At 65.7% G+C, this 3,287-nt stretch carries 4 protein-coding genes; 2 read left to right on the forward strand and 2 right to left on the reverse strand.

From position 1 onward, the window contains the following. Positions 1-156: 156 nt before the first annotated feature. Entirely contained in the window at positions 157-720 is a 564-nt protein-coding gene (ahpC, locus tag AC1VAN_RS16120; RefSeq protein WP_480986180.1) for an alkyl hydroperoxide reductase subunit C, read from the reverse strand. Between the two features lie 306 nt (positions 721-1,026). Here ahpC and prmC point away from each other — a divergent pair, with 306 nt between their 5' ends. Both prmC and pip read left to right on the forward strand, forming a co-directional pair. Further along, entirely contained in the window at positions 1,027-1,884 is an 858-nt protein-coding gene (gene prmC / locus AC1VAN_RS16125) for a peptide chain release factor N(5)-glutamine methyltransferase (RefSeq protein ID WP_480986181.1), read from the forward strand. A 49-nt stretch (positions 1,885-1,933) separates the two neighbouring features. Next, the gene (pip, locus tag AC1VAN_RS16130) at positions 1,934-2,875 is read left to right on the forward strand and encodes a prolyl aminopeptidase (protein ID WP_032977488.1); all 942 of its coding nucleotides are present in this window, start codon (positions 1,934-1,936) and stop codon (positions 2,873-2,875) included. Positions 2,876-2,913: 38 nt separating this feature from the next. Here pip and AC1VAN_RS16135 read toward each other — a convergent pair. Further along, on the reverse strand, positions 2,914-3,287 hold a 374-nt coding region (locus AC1VAN_RS16135; protein WP_480986182.1), incomplete at its 5' end, for a hypothetical protein.

Consider the following 3,287-nt stretch of genomic DNA (forward strand, 5'->3'; position numbering starts at 1 on the left):
AGAGGGCAGCGCGGACCTGTGGAAGGAGAGGGCAGCGCGGACCTGTGGAAGGGGCGATGCGGGCGCGGCCGTCTTGGGTTCACCCCCACGCCGGCGATGTGGCCGGCACGGGGATGGGCGCGCCACAGCGTGGGGCTGCGGCAGGCCGGTGCTGCTTTAGATCTTGCCGACCAGGTCCAGCGACGGGGTCAGGGTCTTCTCGCCTTCCTTCCACTTGGCCGGGCAGACCTGGTTCGGGTTGGCGGCGGTGAACTGGGCAGCCTTCAGCTTGCGCAGGGTCTCGGAGACGTCACGGGCGATCTCGTTGGAGTGGATCTCCAGGGTCTTGATCACGCCTTCCGGGTTGATGATGAAGGTGCCGCGCAGGGCCAGGCCTTCTTCTTCGATGTGCACGCCGAAGGCGCGGGTCAGCTGGTGGGTCGGGTCGCCGACCAGCGGGAACTGGGCCTTGCCCACGGCCGGCGAGGTTTCGTGCCAGACCTTGTGCGAGAAGTGGGTGTCGGTGGTGACGATGTAGACCTCGGCGCCGGCCTTCTTGAATTCGGCGTAATGGTCAGCGGCGTCTTCGATCTCGGTCGGGCAGTTGAAGGTGAAGGCTGCCGGCATGAAGATCAGGACCGACCACTGGCCCYTCAGGGTGCTGTCGGAGACCTTGATGAACTCGCCATTCAGGTAAGCGTTGGCTTCGAACGGCTGGATCTGGGTGTTGATCAGGGACATCGTTTTTCCTCTGGGTGAAGGGGAGTGGGTGAATCGACAGGACCTAGGTTACTGGTTCCATTTCGATAAGGACAATGCATTGATTACATCTATTTGATAGATGCAGTCTATTGATGTGCGCTGAGCCGGCAATGAATCAGGCCACCTGCATCCTGCAACCCGCTGTATGACAAGGGAAATCATCAGCGGCTGCGGAAACCGGTCGATAGGTCTCTCATATCCCACCGCAGCGAATCCCGCCCCAGCGAACCTGAACGGTATCCAGACTCTACAATTGCGGGCCCACCGCCCGCGCCAGTGCCTGCCATGCCCGCCGATTCCGAACCGTCCCTGCGCCAGGTCGTGGCCGACGCCAGCGGCCGCCTGGGGGGCGTAGAGGCCCGTCATGAAGCGGAGCTGCTGCTGCTGCATGTGCTGCAGCGACCGCGCAGCTGGTTGTTCGCGCACGCCACCGATCCACTGCCCGCCGCCGAGCAGGCCGCGTTCGAGGCCTTGCTGGGCCGGCGCCTGGCTGGCGAGCCGGTGGCCTACCTGATCGGCCGTCGTGGTTTCTGGACCCTCGATCTGGAAGTCGACCCCGCCACCCTGATTCCGCGCCCGGAAACCGAACTGCTGGTGGAACTGGCGCTGGATCGCCTGCCGCCGGACCGTGCACTGCGGTTGGCCGATCTTGGCACCGGCAGCGGCGCGATTGCATTGGCCCTGGCCAGCGAACGACCGCAGGCGCAGGTGCTGGCCACCGACGCCAGTTCCGCTGCGCTGGCGGTGGCGGCCCGCAACGCCGCGCGCCACGAGCTGGGCRACGTGCGTTTTGCCGAAGGTGGTCACGACTGGTACGCGCCGCTGCACGGTGAACGCTTCGACCTGATCGCCAGCAATCCTCCCTATATCGCCAGCGACGACCCGCACCTGCAACAGGGCGACCTGCGCTTCGAGCCGGCCACGGCGCTGGCCTCGGGCGTTGATGGGCTGGACGACATCCGTCGCATCATCGTCGGCGGCGGCGACCACCTGCAGCCCGGCGGCTGGCTGCTGATCGAGCACGGCTGGGACCAGGGCGATGCCATCGGCGCGCTGTTCGAGCAGGCCGGCTACATCGACGTGCAGACCGTGYAGGACCTGGAGCAGCGCGACCGGGTCACCCTGGGCCGGCGACCGGCCTAGAATGGGGGTTCTCCTGCCAAGGGCAGGGCACCACCACGGAGCTGCAAGCATGCGTACGCTGTACCCCGCCATCACCCCTTACGACGTCGGCACCCTGAAGGTCGACGACCGCCACACGCTGTACTTCGAACAGTGCGGCAACCCGGACGGCAAGCCGGTGGTGATGCTGCATGGTGGGCCCGGCGGCGGCTGCAGCGACAAGATGCGCCAGTTCCACGACCCGGCCAAGTACCGCATCATCCTGTTCGACCAGCGCGGTGCCGGTCGTTCCACCCCGCATGCCGATCTGGTGGACAACACCACCTGGGACCTGGTGGCCGACATCGAGAAGCTGCGTGAGCACCTCAAGGTCGATCGCTGGCAGGTGTTCGGTGGCAGCTGGGGCTCGACCCTGGCGTTGGCCTATGCGCAGACCCATCCGCAGCGCGTGACCGAACTGGTGCTGCGCGGCATCTTCATGCTGCGCCGCTGGGAGCTGGAATGGTTCTACCAGGAAGGCGCGAACCGCCTGTTCCCGGATGCGTGGGAGCACTACCTCAAGCCGATTCCGGCGGTGGAACGCCACGACCTGATTTCCGCCTTCCATCGCCGCCTGACCAGCGAAGACGAAGCAACGCGCCTGGACGCGGCCAAGGCCTGGGCGGTGTGGGAAGGCGCGACCAGCTTCCTGCACGTGGACGACGACTTCATCAACAGCCATGAAGACCCGCACTTCGCGCTGGCGTTTGCCCGCATCGAGAACCACTACTTCGTCAACGGCGGTTTCTTCGAGGTGGAAGACCAGCTGCTGCGCGACGCGCATCGCATCGCCGATATCCCGGGCGTGATCGTGCACGGCCGCTACGACGTGGTCTGCCCGCTGGCCAATGCCTGGGACCTGACCAAGGTGTGGCCGAAGGCGAAGCTGGAGATCACCCCGGCCTCGGGGCATTCGGCGTTCGAAGCAGAGAACGTCGACGCGCTGGTGCGTGCCACCGATAGTTTCGCCTGATCGGGTGGTGGTGGTGCCGGCCGCTGGCCGGCAACGCCTTACCGGTAGCGCCGGGCCATGCCCGGCGGCTTTTGCGTTGAAACGTTCATCCACGCATGGCGTGGATCTACTACGGCCCGGTAGCGCCGGGCCATGCCCGGCGGCTTTTGCGTTGAAACGCTCATCCACGCGCGGCGTGGATCTACCACGGCCCGGTAGCGCCGGGCCATGCCCGGCGGCTTTTGCGTTGAAACGTTCATCCACGCATGGCGTGGATCTACCACGGCCCGGTAGCGCCGGGCCATGCCCGGCGGCTTTTGCGTTGAAACGCTCATCCACGCATGGCGTGGATCTACCACGGCCCAGTAGAGCCAGGCCATGCCTGGCTGCTTTTGCATTGAAACGTTCATCCACGCATGGCGTGGATCTACTA

The sequence above is a fragment of the Stenotrophomonas sp. 05L44_2 genome (genome assembly GCF_056665995.1).